Origin of the sequence: Micromonospora sp. NPDC048887 (assembly GCF_040649715.1) — a bacterium.
GTDB lineage: Bacteria > Actinomycetota > Actinomycetes > Mycobacteriales > Micromonosporaceae > Micromonospora.
In genome coordinates this window covers 342,808-358,733 of sequence record NZ_JBEZGA010000003.1, presented here as the reverse complement: position 1 = coordinate 358,733, position 15,926 = coordinate 342,808, and the positions used below count along the sequence as shown (strand labels likewise).

Genomic DNA, 15,926 nt, shown 5'->3' with positions numbered 1-15,926 from the left:
GTCTGGCCCGCCGTGCCGGGGAAGGTCCTCTTCCCGCGTGCCCGCCTGCGGACGGTCCGGGGCAAGCGAGGAGATGCGACAGCTGCTGACGGCGCAGAGCATGAGAACCCTATGAATATCCCCGGCGCCGACCTGAGGTGGCAGGACTGATGCATGAATCAGCCGACAAGATCACAATCAAGCTCTGGCTGAACCGCTGGCCGATGTGGCAACAACTCGTCGACCCGGTCCGGAGACAGGCGGAGGAGTTCAACCGCAGGCATCCGCAGTACCGGGCCGTCGTCGAGGCCGTCAACGTGGGCGCCTTCCCCCGGGAGATGGCCCGGGCCGCACGCGAGGGCACGGCGCCGCACATCGCCTCGTACCAGTACACGTATCTCCAGGAGGTTCAGGACCTCCGCGACCCGGAGGGACGGCCGTTCTTCACCTCGGTGACCGAGGCGGTGGGCGGGCGGGACGAGATCCTCGGCGAGCCGGTGGTCCTCGACGACATCGTGGCCAACATGCGCGCTTACCACACGTTCGGCGGCGAGCTGCGGTCGATGCCACGTAACACCTCCACTCTCCTGCTCTACTCCAACATGGACGCGCTGCGCGCGGCCGGGATCACCGAGCCGCCGGCCACCTGGTCGGAGGTGGAGGCCGCCTGCGCCGCCGTCGCCGGCCGGAACGGCGCGCGCCGTGGCGGGATCACCTGGCCCAACTTCGGCTGGCTGTTCCAGCAGTCTGTGGCCCAGCAGGGCGGGCTGACCGCCGACCACGACAACGGCAGGTCGGGGCGCAGCGAGAAGGTGCACTACACGTCCCCGGAGATGCTGGCCTACGCGACCTGGTGGCGGGACCTGCACCGGGCCGGCCACTACCTCTACACCGGCAAGTCGTCGGACTGGTGGGGCTGCATGGAGACGTTCGCCGCCGGGGACACGGCGATGATGATCAGCACCTCGGTCGAGGCCGGTCCCATCGTCCGGGCGGCCCGGCGGGCCGGGTTCCACGTGCAGGCGAGCCCGATGCCGTACAACGAGCGGGCCGGCTACTCGGGAAGCGTCATCGCCGGCGAGTCGCTGTGGCTGCGCGACGGGCTGGACGAGCGGACCCGGGACGGCGCGCTGGCCCTCATGCAGTTCCTGAACAGCCCGCGCAACGCCCGCGCCGTCTATGACCACGGGCGGGCGTTCGTCCCCTCCACCGAGGCGTCGATCGCCCTGCTCGCCAGCGAGGGTTGGTACGACCGGAACCCGCACGAGCGGGCCGCCGTCGACCAGCTCCGGGCCAGTCCCGACTCCCCCGCCACCCGGGGGGCGGTGATGGGCAACTTCCTGCCCGTCCAGAGCACGGCCGTGCAGGCCATGCACGACGTGCTGGTCGGCGGCGCGGACCTGGTAGCGCGGTTCAGCCAGGCCAACGACCAGGCTCAGCAACTGCTCGACGAGTACGCGCGTCGGGTGGACTCGGGCGCCGCCAACGACGGCCAGGCCCCGCAGGCGCTGCCGCAGTCGGAGCCGGAGCGGCTCCGGCTCGGCGCCTGACCGACAGTCGCGGTCGGCGAACCAGCCGCTGCCTTCCCGAGTGGAAGGCAGCGGCTGGCGCCTTTTCCGGGCCGTGCCCCGGCCCTCACCGGAGGGCGCCCCCTGAGCCGCACGCGACGCCGCACCGGTGTGTGCGGCGCACGCCCACAGCCGGGCCGCACCGTCCGGCCGGGAGACGGGGACGCACCGGGCGGTGACACGCATCCGTGTCACCGCCCGGTGCGTCCCGGCCGGTCGCCGTCAGCCGGCGGACGGTGTCCGCGGCCGGCGACGCCGGCCTGACCCCGGCGCCGCGATCACCGTCACCGGTGCTCGCGCCGCAGCCGCATCTGGGTGTACGCGCGGTTGGCCATGGTGGTGAGCAGCACGGCGGAACTGACGTGCGTACGGCCGGTGGAGAGGTCCCGCCAGACCCGTTCGAGGCGCTCTCCCTCCCGTACGGAGGTGCTGCCGCCGGTCGGCTGGATGATCTCGTCGACGGCCCGCCAGGCCAGTGACGTGGCCTCTCGGCAGGTCAGCGCGATCCGCAGGTCCTCCTCGGCGGTGAACGCACCGACCGGCTGCTCGGACAGCTCGTGCCAGCGCCGGGCCGTGGCGAGCACGAGCGTCTCGGCGGCGTCGATCATGCTGCTGGCCTGCCCGTACCAGAGCTGGAAGTCCGGGTCCTCCACCCGGGGCGGGAACGGCGGCAGGATCGTGGGCCGGGAGAACATCAACTCGGTGTACGCGTCGAGCGCGCCCTGGCACATGCCGACCGCGATGTGTGCGCCCTCCAGGGCCATCGAGCTGGCCGGCGCACCGCCGTACTGCGGGTGCTCGTGCAGGTCACGCCCGGGGGTGCCACCGGTGACCGAGATCTCGTTGAAGTCCAGCTCCAGGCCGAAGTGGCCGGGGATGTGCCCGTCGGAGATCCGGATGCTGTGCGACCCGCTGCCCTTGAGGCCGAGCTGCCAGCCCCAGTCGTCGAGCATCTCCCACTGGTCGCGGGGCGCGATGAACAGCAGCGGGCGCGGCGGCTGCCCCTCCTCGATGATCATCGTGTTGCCGATGAGGTGGGTCGCGTACGGCGCGCCGGAACAGTACTTCCAGACGCCGTTCAGGATCCAGCCGCCGTCCGCCGCGCGCCGGGCCGTGCCGTGCGGGGCGTTGACGAGCGGTGCGATGAAGTCACGATCCTTGAAGATCTCGGCCTGCGCCTTCTCGCCGAACATGGTGCCGACGAACAGCGAGTGCGCCGCGCCCAGGCAGTACATCCAGCCGGTCGACGCGCAGGCACGGGTCAGGATCATCACGACCTGCAGGAAGGTGTCGAAGCCGAACTCGTAGCCGCCGTAGCGCTTGGGCACCGTGATGCGGTAGAGGCCCGCGTCCCGGAACGCCCGGTGGGTGTCCTCGGCGTAGTACGTTCGCTCCTCGGTCTCCCGCTGGCGGGCCACCAGGGTGGACCCCAGAGCCCTGGCCCGCTCGATCAGCACGGCCGGGGTGACGTCGGGCTCGGATGACAGGGCCGCGCCCTGCACGTCGTTCGCGGTGACGGTCATGGGTCAGCCTCTCAGATCGCCGCGTCCGGGTCGGCCGCCATCTCGGCGATCACGCCGAGGTATCCGGCCACCTGCTCTTCGATCTGGGCGCGTTCGAACAGGTGGCGGCTGAAGCTGAGCCCACCGACCACTTCGGTCTTGCCCAGGTGCATCGACCAGATGATGCCGTCCGGGGTCTCGGAGCCGACCGGCTGCGGCTTGACCCGCCGCCAGATCGCCGTGTACTCGAGGTCGCCGATTCGCTTGCCCTGCATGAGGTAGGGCGGCTGGACGGCCTGGAACAGGCACGGCACCGCGTCGGGGCTCACCGAGGCCATCAGCTCGGGCGCCTCGGCGAGCACGTGCAGCAGCGGCAGCTCGTGCTTGAAGGCGCCGACGCAGGCAGTCCTGGTGCGGGTGACGACGTCCCGGAAGGAGCGGCAGTCGCGCAGGTCCACCCGGAGCGGGAGGAAGTTGAAGAACGACCCGACCGTGGCCTGGAAGCCGCGCTGGCGGCCCGGGGCGAACGTGGGCACCGTGATGTCGGTCGCCTGGGTGCGCCGGTGGACGAAGACGGCGAACGCGGCGAGCAGCACCATGAACGGCGAGCTGAGCGTCTCCCGGGCCAGCCGGGACACCTCGGTGCTGAGGTGCTCGTCGGTGGTGAAGCGGTGGTAACTCGTCGCCGGGGCCTGCTCGTTGCGGTGCGTCGGCTCGACCAGGATCCGGGCGCCGCGCAGCGTCTCACGCCAGTAGGCACGTGCGGCCGCCACCGTCGGCCCCGCGGCCTCCTCCTGCTGCGCGGAGACGTAGTCGCGGTACTGGGTCGCCTCGGGCAGCCGCGGCTCGTCCCCGGCGACGCGCGCCGCGTAGCACTCCGCCAGGTCCCGCAGGATCACCTGGAGCGACCAGACGTCCGCGGCGCTGTGGTGGGTGCAGAGCACCAGCACCGAGTCCTGCTCGTCGAAGCGGCCGAGCACGGCCCGCATCAACGGAACCTCGTCGATCGGGAACGGCCGGGTCTCCATCTCGATCATGAGTTCCTCGGCGCGCTGGTCCCGGTCCACGCCGGGCGAGCCGTCCAGCTCCACCTCGCGCAGCTCGGGCGGCCGGGCGGGCAGCACGCTCTGGGTGCCGCCGCCGTTCTCCAGGTGCAGCACCGTACGCAGCGCCTCGTGCCGTTGCACCACGTCGGCCAACGCCCGGCGCAGGACCTGCCCGTCGACGCGTCCGTGGATGCGCCACCCGCCGACCTCCACGTAGTGCGGCCCGAACGGCCCGGCCTCGAAGCCCTGGGCGAACATGCAGAGGAACTGCTGCTGCAGCGAGAGCGCGCTGGGCGCCTGCGGAGCTTCCGGAGTGATGGTCATGGGAACTTCTCCTTACTGGAGGTTGATGCCGGCGTCGTCGAGGGCGTCGAGCAACGTGCCGCGCGCCAACTCGTCGGCGACCGACTGGACGTCGTCGGCCAGGTAGCGGTCGTCGGCGAGGGTGGGCACCAGCGACCGGACGGTGCTGTAGGTGACCCGGGCAGCCGGGCTGAGGCGGTCGAGGCGCCCGGAGACGTCCACCGCCGCAGCGGCGGCGAGGAGCTCCAAAGCGAGGATGAGGAAGTTGTTGCCCAGGACCCGCCGGCAGTTACAGGCGGCGACCAGCCCCGCACTGGCCCGGTCCTCGTCGTCGTCACCGGGCGGGCCGCCGGTGCTGGCCGGACCGATCGTCCGGTTCTCCGCGACCAGCGCGGTGGCCCGGTACCGCGTGCCGGCGGAGCCGGGACCGCCCTTGATCAGGCTCTCCGGCAGGCCGTCGTCGACGCGCCGGTGGAGCAGCCGGCTGCTGCGCCGGGCGGAGGACGCGCCGAGCCGGGCGAGCGCGATGGTCAGGAAGTCCATCACGAAGGCGACCGGCTGGCCGGTGGGCACGTCCCGGTCCGGTGGGAACAGCGCACTGTCGTCGGCCGAGTTGAGTTCGATCTCGAGCGTGCGCGTGGCGTGCCCGAGGGTGTCCCGGACCGCGCCGATCACCTGCGGGACGCAGGGCCACGAGTAGGCCTGCTGGAGAACGACGTCGGCGCCGAACACGGCCCCGTCGCCGTTGCCGCCCGTCATCCTGGCGGCCACTCGCCGACGGCGGTCCGCGTGGTCGCTGATCAGCCTGCTGCCGCCGGTCAGCGCACGCATGTTGGCGGCGCTGGCGATCTGGCCGGCGTGCGGGCGGGCCTCATGGCCGGCCGCCTGGAACGGGCTCGGCGAGCCTTGCAGCACCTCGACGACCAGCGCCGCGGCGATCTCGGCGTGCCGTGCCTGCGCCAGCGCGTGCTCGGCCACCAGGGCGGCCACGCCCGTCATGGCCGAGGTGCCGTTGAGCAGCGCCAGGCACTCCTTGACGTCCAACCGCAGCGGCTCGATGCCCAGCGAGCGCAGCACCGGCCCGACCGGCGTCCGCACCCCGTCCCGCAGCAGGTGCCCCTCGCCGAGCAGCGTGCCGACCATGTGGGCCAGCGCGGCCCGGTCCCCGTCGGCGCCCAGCAGTCCGGTCTCCGGCACGGCCGGCGTCAGACCCTCGTTGAGGTGGAGCGCGAGACGTTCGAGCACCACGGGCCGAACCGCCGACGGCCCCTTGGCGAGGGCGTTCAGTCGTGCGGTGGTCACGGCCCGCGCCTCGGGCTCGCCGAGCAGCGGTCCCACGGCGGCGCTGTGACCGCGTACCAGGCCGGTCCGCAACTCGGTCTCGTCGGTCGCTTCGGTGAGCAGGCGGACCATCTCGCTGTAGCCGGTGGCCACCCCGTACACCGGGAGGTGCTGCCGCACGGTCTGCTCGACCTGCTGCCGGCTCACGGCCGCGCGCTCCAGCACCCGGGTGCCGAGCGCGACCGGCACGTGGTCCTCGGCGATCCGGCGCAGATCGGGAAGGCCGAGCGTCGCGCCGTCGAGAGCGACGTGGACGCCGGTACCGACCGTGGTCATGACGCTCCCTCCTGGTGTGGCGAAACGGATGGTCACTGTCCCGGCTGCCGGGCCGCGTCCGATTGGCGGAGGAGTGACGCCGGTCAGGCGGCGCTGCGCTCGAATTCCGGCTGGGTGTCCCGCTCCTCGCTCATCCGCTCCATCGCGTACTTGCGTGCGTCGAGCAGGGCGAGCAGGACCGGCGGGTCCAGGTCGCGGGCCGGCCGCAGTTCGAGATCCGCCATGATCGTCGAGTCGGCCCGTACCGTGAAAGGGCCGTAGGTGGCGACCGACACGGGCCGGTCGGCGATGTCCGTCCCGGTTCCGGCTCCGTCCAGCGACACCGACTGCGCGAGCAGGTACCAGGTGCCGACGGGCACCGAGTTGAAGACGACCCGGCCGGGTTGCTCCAGCACCGCGCAGCGCGCCGGTCGGCCCTCCGGGATCCGGTGGGCGAACATGCCCAGGAAGATCACCGCGTCGTCCGACTCGGGCAGCCGCAGCCGGCAGGACAGCCGGGCGTTCGATCGGCGGCTCGCGCTGTCGGTGGCGGCCTGGATGGCGGCGGCGTAGCCGGCGCGGCGGCGGTACACGGTCGGCGACATGCCGACGCTGCGGCTGAAGCGCGAGCTGAACGTGCCGACGCTGTTGTACCCGACCCGTACGCTGATGTCCGCGACGTTCATCGACGTGGAGACAAGCAGCTGCTTGGCCTTCTGCAGGCGCAACGCCGACAGGAAGCGGCCGGGCGAGACGCCGGTGAACCGCTGGAAGATCCGCGTGAAGTGGAACTTGCTGAACATCGCGGCGCGAGCCAGGTCGTCGACGGTCAGCTCATCGCCCAGCCGCTCGTGCATGGCTTCGATCGCCCGTAGCACGGCCCGTTCGGCAACGTCCTGCATGGTCTCCCCCTCATGACAGTTGACGAATCTAGAGTGGCAGCGCAATTCTGACGACAATTTACGGTCGCCTGGACAGCGACATAAAAATAATCGCCCAAATTGCTCTCGGGACAGCGTTACCATCGATCGATGTGGAACTCTTTGATCCCCGGAGACAGGCTAGCCGACCCCCTGTGGGCGATCAATACCCTCCACTTACCACCCGGGTACGCAGCGCACACGTGAAGTAGTTCTGGATATTGAAACTATCTGCTGCCGCCGGAATCCGCAGCCCAGGGCACATCTGCCGGAATGGATACTGATACTCGCCGATGCTTGAACCTAAAATCGACACCGTCGATGCAGCATTCATTCATGAAGTGCTCGAATACGGACGTTCTACACCATTAGCAGCCGGTCCGCCGACTCTTCTCAGAAACGACTTCGCCCGCCTGGACAGACCAGGCCACACTGGCATTACAAATCGACACAGGACGGTCAGCAGCCGACACCCCGCCCGCGCCCGCCGGCCCGAACCACCCACCCACGACGCCGGCCGCGCGTCGACCGCCGGACGACCCCTGGCAGGCCCCGGACGCCGCGCACCCCGCTTCACCCCCGGCCCGAGCACTCCGACCTGCGGTCGGCCCACCCGGTGGTCCGCCGCGGCAAGCCGACCCCGGACCACCACACCCGGTCACGGCGCACGCCGCGGCCCTGGATGAAGCAGGGCGAGGGCGCCAACCTCGTCACGCACCGTAGCCGCGACGCTACCTAGCACGGACAGAGAAGACACCGGAAACGTGCCGCATCGACAATATGCATGCCCGCACAATCCATCCGCACGAGGGAGACCGTCGGCAACGCGACTCAATGAGATTCCCGCCAGCACCGTCGCGGCACCCGTGACGCACCACGCTGGGCAGCGGCCTGAGGCGCGCGCCGCCGGACTCCACCCGTCAATACTGTCCGCTAATTGACGGCCCACCTCAATCAATCGCTATTACCCGACGGTAGAAAACGGCAGTGATAATCGACTCCGGGCACCGTCGGGCCGGCGAGTTAACGATCCGCCACAGTTACGTAGTGCGACCGTAAGCGGCCTCGGCTCCGGTCGGTGCCGCTTTTGGTGTCAACCAGGGCACCCGTCTTCTTTCACACAGCCACGACATGGCCCGTCAAAGTACAATCACACCGGGCTCGCGGGACGAACTGATGCAGGGAACAGATGCCCGCGGAATATGGGGGTTTCCATGCGAATATCGGATCTGAGCAAACAGACCGGTGTACCGGTTCCCACGATCAAGTTCTACCTGCGCGAACGCCTGCTCCCGCCAGGCGAGCCGACCGGCCGCAACCAGGCCGTATACGGCGAGGCACACCTGCGTCGGCTACGACTGATCCGCGCGCTCACCACCATCGGCCAACTCGACCTCACCACGGTCCGCGCCCTCCTCACCGCGATCGGAGACGAGGCACTCCCCCTTCCCGGGCTCTTCGACGTCATCAACCGCACGCAGGTCCCGCAGGAGGATCCCCGGCCGGACAACGCCGACGTGTTGCGTGCCGCACGCGAGGACGTCGAAATCCTGATCAAGGAGCACGGCTGGCGGGTCGATCCGGAATCGCCCGTCAGCAGCCACCTGGCGCAGGTGCTGGCGGCACTGCGACAGCTGGGCTGTGACTGCGAGATGGACTTCTTCTCCCCGTACGCCGAGGCGGCTGAGCGCCTCGTCGTCCGAGAGCTCGACCTGCTCTCTCCCGAGAAGCCCAACCGGGGGGAGGCGGCCGCCCGCAGCGTCCTGCTCGAGGTCGCGCTGACCGCGATCCGCAGGATGGCTCTGGAGCACCACGTCGCCCTGCGGTTCGACTGACGGCCGCCCGCATCGTCCCGGCTCGCCCCCGCCCTCCACAACGGCAGACGCCACCCCCGGCGGGGGTGGCGTCTGCGTTTCGCGGCGGCGTCAGACCTGGGCCGACGCCTCCCTGGTCACCGCCGGCCCCGCCGCAGGATCGCCGTCGCCCGTGGCATCCGGCGTCCCGCCCGTGGGTGGGAACCGGCGCAGCACCGTGACAGCCACCACCGCCAGCATCGTGGCGATCACCGCGGAGATCCCCGCCACGCTCTGCAGCGCCGTGGTGAAGGCAGCGCGTGCGTCCTCGAGCAGGGCCGCGCCGGTGGAACTCGGGAGGCCGGCCACCGCGGCGACCGCGCCCGTGATGTTCTCCCGGGCCGTCTCGGCAACGCCTCCCGGCACGCCCGCCGGCACATCCAGCAGGCCACGGTAGATGCTCGTGCCGATGGTGCCGATCACCGCGATGCCCAACGCGACGCCCAGCTCGCCGCTCATCGACGAGACCGACGACGCCGAGCCGGCCTGCTCCGGAGGCACCGAGCTGACCACGAGACCAGTGGCGATCGACGCGAAACCGCCGGCGCCCAACGACACCAACGCGATGGCGACGATCGGCAGGGCCAGCGGGCCGGTCTTCTGCACCTGCGTCATCAGCAGGAAGCCGGCCACCGACGCGACCAGGCTCATGGCGATGACCACGCCGGGGCGGATTCTCCGGGCCAGGATCGGCGCGGTCATCGAGCCGGAGACGAGCGCCGCCGCGGAGACAACGCTCCAGAGCCCGGTCTCCAGCGGCGTCAGGCCGCGCACCGACTGGAGGAAGAGCGTGAAGATCAGCGACATGCCGGACATCATCACCGAGCCGATGATCATGATCATGAGGGCGCCGGTGAAAGCCTGATGCCGGAAGAGCTTCAGGTCGAGCAGAGGATCCCGCCGGCGCTTCTGCCGCTGCACGAACAGGAAGCCCATCACCAGCCCGGCCACCAGGGCGAGCGCGGGCGGGACCGCCCACCCGTCGCGCGCCAGCTTCTTGAGGCCATAGATGACAGGCAGGATCGCACCGAGCGACAGCACCACGCTGACCAGGTCGATCCTGCCGCCGTCCGGGCCACGGTACTCCGGCAGCAACACCGGCCCGGCCAGCACGATCACCAGCATCACCGGCACGTTGATAAGGAAGATCGAGCCCCACCAGAAGCTGGTCAGCATGGCACCGCCGACCACCGGACCGACCGCCGCGCCGCCCATGAAACAGCCGATGAAGACCGCGACGGCCAGGCCCATCTGCCGTGGGTCGCGGAACATGTTGCTGATCAGGGCGAGCGCCGACGGCATCACGGTGGCGCCCGCGACACCCATCAGGGCCCGGGCGAGGATCAGCATCTCGGGGGTGGTCGAGTACGCCGCGAGCAGAGACATGAGCCCGAAGGCGGCCGCGCCCACGAGCAGAATCCGGCGCCGGCCGATCCGGTCGCCCAGACCGCCCATGGTGATCAGGAACCCGGCGGTCAGGAAGGCGTACACGTCGATGATCCAGAGCTGCTCGACGCCGGTGGCGCCCAGGTCGGTGCTCAGTTGCGGGAGTGCCAGGAAGAGCACGCTGGCATCGACGGACAGCAGCAACGCGGGAAGGGCCAGCATCGCCAGCCCGATCCACTCGCGTCTGCCGGCCCGAGCCGGCTCAATGTCGTCAGTGGGGGGTCGCATCAGGCATCCTCCTGGTCCGTTCCGTCACCGGTGGACCCGGGACGGGCCTCCAGCGGGGAGCAAGACTATCGAACTCAATGTCCGTTTTGTTCTTCGAGCTTGCCCAGGTGACGTCCGGCGGCTCCGACACGCGGCACACACCACCCCCGAATTGATTGCGATCCACTCCTCTTTGGCATATGGTGCACCGATTGCAAACCGCAACCAGGCTGGGGGTCACCATGCACGAATTCACGCCACAGACCGCCGACGGCAAGGTGCTCTGGCACTTCTCCATGTCCCTGGACGGCTTTGTCGCGGGACCGGACCACTCGATGGACTGGATGGACGGTCTCTCCGACACTCCGGGGATCATCGAGCCGTACATCGAAACCCTCGGCGCCGTGCTCGGCGGTCGGGACGGCTACGACAAGTACGGCGACACCAAGCCCTACGGCGACTGGGACGGACCGGTCTTCATCCTCACCCACCACCCCGAGGACGCCAAGCCGTCGCCCGGCGTCACGTTCCTGACCTGTGACGTCGCCGAGGCGTTGCGGATCGCCGTGAAGGCCGCCAACGGCAAGAACGTCGAGATCCACTCCGCTTCGATCGGCCGGCAGCTGCTCCAGCTCGGCCTCATCGACGAGATCGACCTGCACATCGCACCGGTGCTGCTCGGCGACGGTATCCGGCTGTACGACAACCCGGGCGGCACCCCGATCCGGCTGCGCGCGACACTGCAGGAAGACCCGCTGGCCGAGCTCACCGTCCGCTACCGTCCGATCCGTGATCTCTGAACGCCCGTGACGGACGTGCGCCCCTGGCCGTCCGGCCGGCCTGGACCGGCCGTCAACGACACGACCCGTCGTGCCGGCCGAGGTCGCGCAGCCGCTTCTCGACGGCCGGAGGCAGCGCGCTGACGACCTTGATCGGGGCGACGTCGGACTCGGGCAACCGTTCGGCGACGAAGCGGCGTATGTCCTCGGCCAGCTCCGCCGCCTGTGGGTGGTTCAGGTAGTGCGCCGCCGACTCGATCGGTTCCCGCACCTCGTAGAGGTCGGTCAGCGGCTCGGCCGCGTCGGTGCCGAGGAAGACGGCGTCCATCTCGTCCGGACGCGCCGATGCGGTCACCACGACCGTACGGCCGAGGCGCTCGGCGAGGAGGTGCAGATCCTCCGGCAGCCAACCCCATGCCTCGCCGGGCGGGACCGGCTCGGCGCGCTCGATGGCATCCGCCGCGGCCACGAGTGCGGTCAGCGCCCGGTTCGGGATACCGGTCACCCGCAGGTCCTCGCCCGCCCGCTCCGTGAGCTGACGGGTGAGTCCGGTGAGATCGGCACCGTCGGGCAGATCGCCGAACCGCAGCCGGGGCACACCGGCGAGTGAGCGGACCGGTGCCGGCCCCTTGTGCAGGACCGCGTCGAACCGGAAGCTGGTCAGCTCGTTCACCGCGGAGCTGCGCTTGAGCTGGATGTCGACGCCCACCACGTCCGGCAGCTCCCGCGCCGTGGCGACGAAGTACTCCGGGGCGAGCAGCATCCACTGCTGGGTGACGGCCGCCTCGCGTACCCGGTCACGGATCTCGGCCGGCGAGGCCGCGGGGTCGCGTGTGCGCTGCACCTCGGTGAGGAACTGCGGCAGCAGGCTCAGGTTCCGGTTGTCACCGACGAACAACCGGCCGCCCGGCGCCAGCACCCGCAGCGCCTGCTCGATGAACCGGCGCAGGTACCCGTGCCCGGGGAAGTGCATCGTCACCGAGTTGAGGATCACCGTGTCGAAGTAACCCTCGGGAAAGCGGTCGGTCTCGACGGCCTCGGCCGCCCGCAGGTGCACCCGGCCCGCCCAGGGAACGCCCGCGCCCCGCAGCCGGGCCCGCAGCTTCGCGATGGTGACCGGCGAGAAGTCGGTGGCCCGGTATTCGACGCAGTCGGGGGCCAGGTGCCAGAGCAGCAGTCCCGACCCGACGCCGACCTCGAGCACCCGCGACGGCTTCAGGGCACGCACGCGGCGGACGGTCGCCCCGCGCCACTGTTCCATCTGGTCGGTCGGGATGAGCTCTCCGGTGTAGCTGCTGGTCCAGCCGCTGAAGTCGGAGGTGTGCCCGGCCGCCTCGGAGTCGGCGGAGTAGAGGTCGTCATAGAGCCGGCGCCAGCGCGTGACGAACTCGGGCTGCCGTGGGTCGGCCGGTACCACATAGATCACACCGTCTCCCACGGCCGCACGCTCCACCCGGGGGTGCGTGCCGAGGACGGTCTCAAGGCCGGTCATCGCCCGCTCCCCATCGCCACCGCCTGCGCGGCCAGCGCCCGCAGGTCGACCTTGGCGTTCCTGGTGAGGGGGAATGCCTCGATGAAGGCCCACAGCTCCGGCACGGCCCAGGCCGGCAGCGTCTGGCCCACCCAGGCCCGCAGCTCGGCCGCCGACGGGGCCGGGCCCTCAGGGATGACCCCGGCTATCAACCGCTGGTCGGCGACCTTGCCCTCGCCGACGACGACCGCGTCGCGCACCCCCGGGTGCTCGCGCAGCCGCCGCGCCACCGCCTCGGGCTCGACGCGGAACCCGCGTACCTTGAGCTGCTGGTCGAGGCGACCGACGAACATGAGGCGACCGCGACCGTCCCAGCGCACCAGGTCTCCGGTGCGGTAGAGGCGCTCACCCGTGTCCGGCGCCTTCGCGCCGAAGGCGCGGGCGGTCTCCTCGGGTTGGTCCAGATAGCCGTCGGCGAGCGCGATGCCGCCGACGCAGAGTTCACCGACCGCGCCTGGCGGCACCGGTTGACCCTCGTCGTCGAGCACGAACAACCGTGTGCCCGTCAGGGGCCGGCCGATCGGCAGCGGGTCGCTCACCTCGGCCGGCGAGTCGAAGTGGTGGATCGTGGTGAAGGTGGTGCACTCGGTCGGGCCGTAGGCGAGGCTGATCCGCAGTCCCTCGTGGCGTTCCAGCACGCGCCGCACCTGCTGTGGCGGTGTGACCTCACCACCGGTGATCACCTGACGCATACGCGCGAACGCCTCGGGCCGGTGGTCGGCCATGAGCCGGAACAGGCCGGTGGTCAGGAACGCGACGGTGACCTCACGCTCGATCAGGAACCGGGCCAGCTCGGTCGGGGCGACCGGCCCGTCCGGAAGGACCTGCAGGCCGGCGCCGGACAGCAGCGACCCGAAGATCTCGAACGTGGACGCGTCGAACGCCAGGGGCGCGGCCCGCAGGAAGCGCTCGCCGGGGCCCTTGCGCGCATAGCCGGCGTCGCGGATGAGGCGCACCACCGCGCGGTGCGGCACGGGAACGCCCTTGGGCCTTCCGCTGGAGCCGGAGGTGAAGGCGATGTACGCGAAGCGGCCCGGGTCGGCGGGCGCCGGCTCAGGCCCGGGTTCCAGCGGCATCGCAGGCGTCCACGGCTCGACCGACGGCCGGCCGGCCAGCTCGGCCACCTCGGGCGCGCCGATGACGGCCACGGGCGAGACCTGGCGGAGGATCTGGGCAAGCCATTCACGTGGGGCGGCCTGGTCCACCGCCACGTAGGTCGCTCCTCGATGCAGCACCGCCAGCACGGCCACGACCTCGGCGACGCCGCGGGGTACGGCCAGCACGACGCGGTCGCCCGGGCGGACCTGGGCCAGGGCGGCGGCCTGGGTACGCACGGCGGCGAGCAGTTCGTCGTACGTCAGGTCATCGACCGCCACCTCGTCCGGAAAACGCTCTGCCGTCTCCTCGAAGAGGTGCCACAGATCCGCCTCGCAGTCGGTGGCCGGCCCGTCGGAGAGCTCCTCCAGCCACCGCCGCTGCCCCGCCGAGATGGCCCGCACCGTCGACACCGGCGCGTCCAGGTCCGTGACCAGCTCCTCGAGCGCCGCCGTGAAGCCCTCGATCAGGGCGACCGCCTCGTCCGGCCGGAAGACGCTCGGCTGGTACTCCAGCTGCAACGACGGCCGCTCACCCCAGTTGGTGAGGAACAGCGTCGTCTCCATCATGGACGAGCCGCCGTATCCCTCGTGCAGCCGCAGGTCCAGCCCACCCGCGCGCAGCCGGTCGCCCACCAGCTCGTCGTGGGCCTCGAACACGGCCTGGATGACCGGCGTCCGATCGCGGACCTCCTCCTTCCCGAGCGCCCGGATGATCTCCTCGAACGGCAGCTCGGAGCGGCCGGTGGCGGCGGACCAGGAGGCGGCCCAGGCGCGCAGCTGCTCGGCGACCGTACGGGTGCCGCCGATCTGGAAACGTACCGGTACGATCCGCACGCACAGCCCGAGCACGTCGTGCAGCTGAATGGCCTCCCGCCCGGACATCGCGACGCCGATGGCCAGGTCCCGCAGACCGGCCCGACGCCCCACGGCCATCGCCCAGGCGCTGCACACGACGACGGTGTGGGGCACGCCGAGCCGCTGCGCGGTCGCCTCGACACGGTTCCGCAGCTCGGCGCTCAGGCTGAACGGCAGGTGCACGCCCGTCACGTCGGGGACCTCGGGCCGCTTGCGGTCGACGGGCAGTGGCACGGTGTCGGGCAGCCCCGCGAGGTCCTCGACGGCGAGGCGGGTCAGCTCCGCCAGCCGCCCGTTCTCGCTGATCTCCCGATGCCAGGCCGCGATCAGGTCGGGCGAAGGCCCGGGCTCGGCGACGCCCGTGGCGTACGCGTGGGCGAACGCGTGCCAGAACCGGCCCAGCGCCCACCCGTCCATCAACGTGTGATGGAACAGGACGCTCAGCAGGTCGGGCCCACCCTCGACCCGGGTGTGCACGAACAGGATCGGCGGCTCCTCGAACGGCCGCAGCAGCCCCGGCGCGGCCGAGAGCTGGCCGTGGACGATGGCCACCACGTCACCGCCGGCCGGCGGTGACAGCCGCTGCTCGATCAGCCGCGGTTCCCAGCTGGGCAGCACCCGGCGGCTGAAGTCGTCGCCCGGAGACCCGGAGACGTACCCGCCGTGGGAGGACGCGGCGGCCTCGCGCTCGGCACGCGCGGCGGCGCCGGAGGTAAAGATGGTGCGCAGTGCCTCGTGGTTGCGGGTGAGCGCGGCCAGCGTCGACCGCAGCCGCTCCGGATCGAAGGGTACGGCGCTCTCCGCCGTGAAGATCACCCGCACCGGGCGACCGTCGATCATGTCCTCGGCCAGGAGCATGCCGGCCTGGCCGGTCAGCAGCGGCCGGTCCACGGCGGTGCTGTCGTCGCCGGCCGACACCGGCTGGTACGCGGTCGCCTGCGCCATGGCCTCCGTGAGCGGCACGGCCGCCCGCAGTGCGCGCAACGGTGGCGCGACGCCCAGCCGGCGCTCGACCCGGGCGGCGAAGTCGGCCGCTCGCAGGGAGGTGCCGCCCAGATCGATGAAGGATGCGGTGTCGGCGCGCTCCTCGATCGTCTCGGTCGCGCACCCGAGCACCTCGGCCGCCACTCTGGCCCATTCCCTGCGATCAACTCCGCCGGGTCCGACTGGCGCACGGTCGAGTTCGTTCGTGGTCATCGCCACCCCTACCGGTCTCGGCATCTCTGTCGATGCAGCCATGCTTC

10 protein-coding genes are annotated in these 15,926 nt (G+C 71.0%); 3 read left to right on the top strand and 7 right to left on the bottom strand.

Features of this window, described 5'->3' with window-relative positions; genetic code table 11:
• The first annotated feature begins 149 nt into the window (after window positions 1–149).
• Window positions 150–1,529 carry an extracellular solute-binding protein gene (locus AB0C17_RS07175; RefSeq protein WP_357389594.1) on the top strand — a complete coding sequence of 460 codons (1,380 nt, stop codon included), beginning with the start codon at window positions 150–152 and terminating at the stop codon, window positions 1,527–1,529.
• A gap of 302 nt (window positions 1,530–1,831) precedes the next feature.
• Here the strand turns inward: AB0C17_RS07175 and AB0C17_RS07170 are convergent, their stop codons facing one another.
• The 4 genes from AB0C17_RS07170 to AB0C17_RS07155 all read right to left on the bottom strand — a co-directional run bounded on the left by AB0C17_RS07170 (window position 1,832) and on the right by AB0C17_RS07155 (window position 6,896).
• Window positions 1,832–3,070: an acyl-CoA dehydrogenase family protein gene (locus tag AB0C17_RS07170; protein ID WP_357386737.1), complete on the bottom strand. Its 1,239-nt coding sequence runs from the start codon at window positions 3,068–3,070 to the stop codon at window positions 1,832–1,834.
• An 11-nt stretch (window positions 3,071–3,081) separates the two neighbouring features.
• The gene (locus tag AB0C17_RS07165) at window positions 3,082–4,419 is read right to left on the bottom strand and encodes a condensation domain-containing protein (RefSeq protein WP_357386735.1); all 1,338 of its coding nucleotides are present in this window, start codon (window positions 4,417–4,419) and stop codon (window positions 3,082–3,084) included.
• A gap of 12 nt (window positions 4,420–4,431) precedes the next feature.
• Window positions 4,432–6,015 carry a tyrosine 2,3-aminomutase gene (gene cmdF / locus AB0C17_RS07160; RefSeq protein ID WP_357386733.1) on the bottom strand — a complete coding sequence of 528 codons (1,584 nt, stop codon included), beginning with the start codon at window positions 6,013–6,015 and terminating at the stop codon, window positions 4,432–4,434.
• A gap of 83 nt (window positions 6,016–6,098) precedes the next feature.
• Window positions 6,099–6,896: an AraC family transcriptional regulator gene (locus AB0C17_RS07155; RefSeq protein WP_357386731.1), complete on the bottom strand. Its 798-nt coding sequence runs from the start codon at window positions 6,894–6,896 to the stop codon at window positions 6,099–6,101.
• 1,220 nt (window positions 6,897–8,116) lie between these two features.
• Here AB0C17_RS07155 and AB0C17_RS07150 point away from each other — a divergent pair.
• Entirely contained in the window at window positions 8,117–8,749 is a 633-nt protein-coding gene (locus AB0C17_RS07150; RefSeq protein WP_357386729.1) for a MerR family transcriptional regulator, read from the top strand.
• A gap of 90 nt (window positions 8,750–8,839) precedes the next feature.
• Here the strand turns inward: AB0C17_RS07150 and AB0C17_RS07145 are convergent, their stop codons facing one another.
• The gene (locus tag AB0C17_RS07145) at window positions 8,840–10,441 is read right to left on the bottom strand and encodes an MFS transporter (RefSeq protein WP_357386727.1); all 1,602 of its coding nucleotides are present in this window, start codon (window positions 10,439–10,441) and stop codon (window positions 8,840–8,842) included.
• A gap of 221 nt (window positions 10,442–10,662) precedes the next feature.
• Here AB0C17_RS07145 and AB0C17_RS07140 point away from each other — a divergent pair, with 221 nt between their 5' ends.
• Window positions 10,663–11,220 carry a dihydrofolate reductase family protein gene (locus tag AB0C17_RS07140; protein ID WP_357468108.1) on the top strand — a complete coding sequence of 186 codons (558 nt, stop codon included), beginning with the start codon at window positions 10,663–10,665 and terminating at the stop codon, window positions 11,218–11,220.
• A 52-nt stretch (window positions 11,221–11,272) separates the two neighbouring features.
• Here the strand turns inward: AB0C17_RS07140 and AB0C17_RS07135 are convergent, their stop codons facing one another.
• Both AB0C17_RS07135 and AB0C17_RS07130 read right to left on the bottom strand, forming a co-directional pair.
• Window positions 11,273–12,691, bottom strand: a complete 1,419-nt coding sequence (locus AB0C17_RS07135; RefSeq protein WP_357468111.1) for a class I SAM-dependent methyltransferase — start codon at window positions 12,689–12,691, stop codon at window positions 11,273–11,275.
• The gene (locus AB0C17_RS07130) at window positions 12,688–15,810 is read right to left on the bottom strand and encodes an amino acid adenylation domain-containing protein (RefSeq protein ID WP_357477151.1); all 3,123 of its coding nucleotides are present in this window, start codon (window positions 15,808–15,810) and stop codon (window positions 12,688–12,690) included. Before AB0C17_RS07130 ends, AB0C17_RS07135 begins: the two co-directional genes overlap by 4 nt.
• Window positions 15,811–15,926 lie beyond the last annotated feature (116 nt).

What these genes read in the sequence shown, in the direction of transcription:
- AB0C17_RS07175 (WP_357389594.1), top strand. Translation starts at nt 150, where the DNA reads ATGCATGAATCAGCCGACAAGATCACAATCAAGCTCTGGCTGAACCGC.
- AB0C17_RS07170 (WP_357386737.1), bottom strand. Translation starts at nt 3,070, where the DNA reads ATGACCGTCACCGCGAACGACGTGCAGGGCGCGGCCCTGTCATCCGAG.
- AB0C17_RS07165 (WP_357386735.1), bottom strand. Translation starts at nt 4,419, where the DNA reads ATGACCATCACTCCGGAAGCTCCGCAGGCGCCCAGCGCGCTCTCGCTG.
- cmdF (WP_357386733.1), bottom strand. Translation starts at nt 6,015, where the DNA reads ATGACCACGGTCGGTACCGGCGTCCACGTCGCTCTCGACGGCGCGACG.
- AB0C17_RS07155 (WP_357386731.1), bottom strand. Translation starts at nt 6,896, where the DNA reads ATGCAGGACGTTGCCGAACGGGCCGTGCTACGGGCGATCGAAGCCATG.
- AB0C17_RS07150 (WP_357386729.1), top strand. Translation starts at nt 8,117, where the DNA reads ATGGGGGTTTCCATGCGAATATCGGATCTGAGCAAACAGACCGGTGTA.
- AB0C17_RS07145 (WP_357386727.1), bottom strand. Translation starts at nt 10,441, where the DNA reads ATGCGACCCCCCACTGACGACATTGAGCCGGCTCGGGCCGGCAGACGC.
- AB0C17_RS07140 (WP_357468108.1), top strand. Translation starts at nt 10,663, where the DNA reads ATGCACGAATTCACGCCACAGACCGCCGACGGCAAGGTGCTCTGGCAC.
- AB0C17_RS07135 (WP_357468111.1), bottom strand. Translation starts at nt 12,691, where the DNA reads ATGACCGGCCTTGAGACCGTCCTCGGCACGCACCCCCGGGTGGAGCGT.